This window comes from Mesorhizobium sp. M4A.F.Ca.ET.020.02.1.1 (assembly GCF_004022645.1).
Taxonomy (GTDB): domain Bacteria; phylum Pseudomonadota; class Alphaproteobacteria; order Rhizobiales; family Rhizobiaceae; genus Mesorhizobium.
The window spans coordinates 1-920 of the sequence record NZ_RZOI01001217.1; the positions used below are offsets into that span (position 1 = coordinate 1).

General features: G+C 65.8%; 1 protein-coding gene. It reads right to left on the reverse strand.

Annotated features, from left to right (window positions below; all coding sequences use genetic code 11):
* Positions 1-102: 102 nt before the first annotated feature.
* Positions 103-920, reverse strand: an 818-nt coding sequence (locus tag EN742_RS36175; RefSeq protein WP_128333948.1) for an aminotransferase class I/II-fold pyridoxal phosphate-dependent enzyme, incomplete at its 5' end; no start/stop codon positions are given.

Below are 920 nucleotides of genomic sequence, written 5' to 3' on the forward strand. Positions count from 1 at the left end.
AGTCTGGCGCGGAATCGAGCGAAAGCAACCGGCTTGAGGGGGTATTGCTATCGATTTGTTGGAGCTCGGCTCGGTGCCTGGACCAGCGGCGCCGCGCCGCTGTCAGTTCCCCCGCGCCGCAGCCAGCGCGCCGGGCAGTTCTTCGGCGAAGATGTCGAGCTCGTGATCAAGTCCGACGCTGACCCTTATGCAGCGGTCGAGCTTCGGCGCCATCGGTTTGCGGATGAACACGTCGCGCGACAAAAGTCCTTGCAGCACCTTCATCGCGAAGGCGCCGTCACTGCCACAGTCTATGGTGACGAAGTTGGTCGCCGAGGGCAGGGGCCTCAGCCCGTTGGTCTCGGCAATTGCGGCAATGCGCCGCCGGCCGGCGGCGACGCGCGCCACCACGCTTTCCAGGAAGGCCTGGTCGGCCAGCGCTTCGACACCGGCGATCTGCGCCATGCGGCTGACGCCGTAATGATTGCGGATCTTCTCGAAATCGCGGATCACCTGCGGCTCGGCCACCGCGTAGCCGCAACGTATGCCGGCCAACCCATAGGCCTTTGAGAAGGTGCGCATGCGGATGACGTTCGGGCGGGACACGTCGATCGGCGGCAGCGCCGAGGCTGGCCCAAGCTCGCCATAGGCCTCGTCGAGCACAAGCATGGTGGTCTCGGGCAGCGCCTCGATGAAGCGAATGATCTCTGCAGCCTCCCACCAACTGCCCATCGGATTGTCGGGGTTGGAAAGGTAGACCAGCGGCGCCTTTTCCCTGACCACCGCCGCGAGCAGGGCGTCCAGGCTTTCCCGGTCATTCTCGTAAGGCACCGCGACCAGCCTTCCGCCGACGCCGGCCACATGGAAGTTGAAGGTCGGGTAGGCGCCGAGCGAGGTCACCACCGCGTCGCCCGGCGCCACAAACATACGCGCCACCAGGC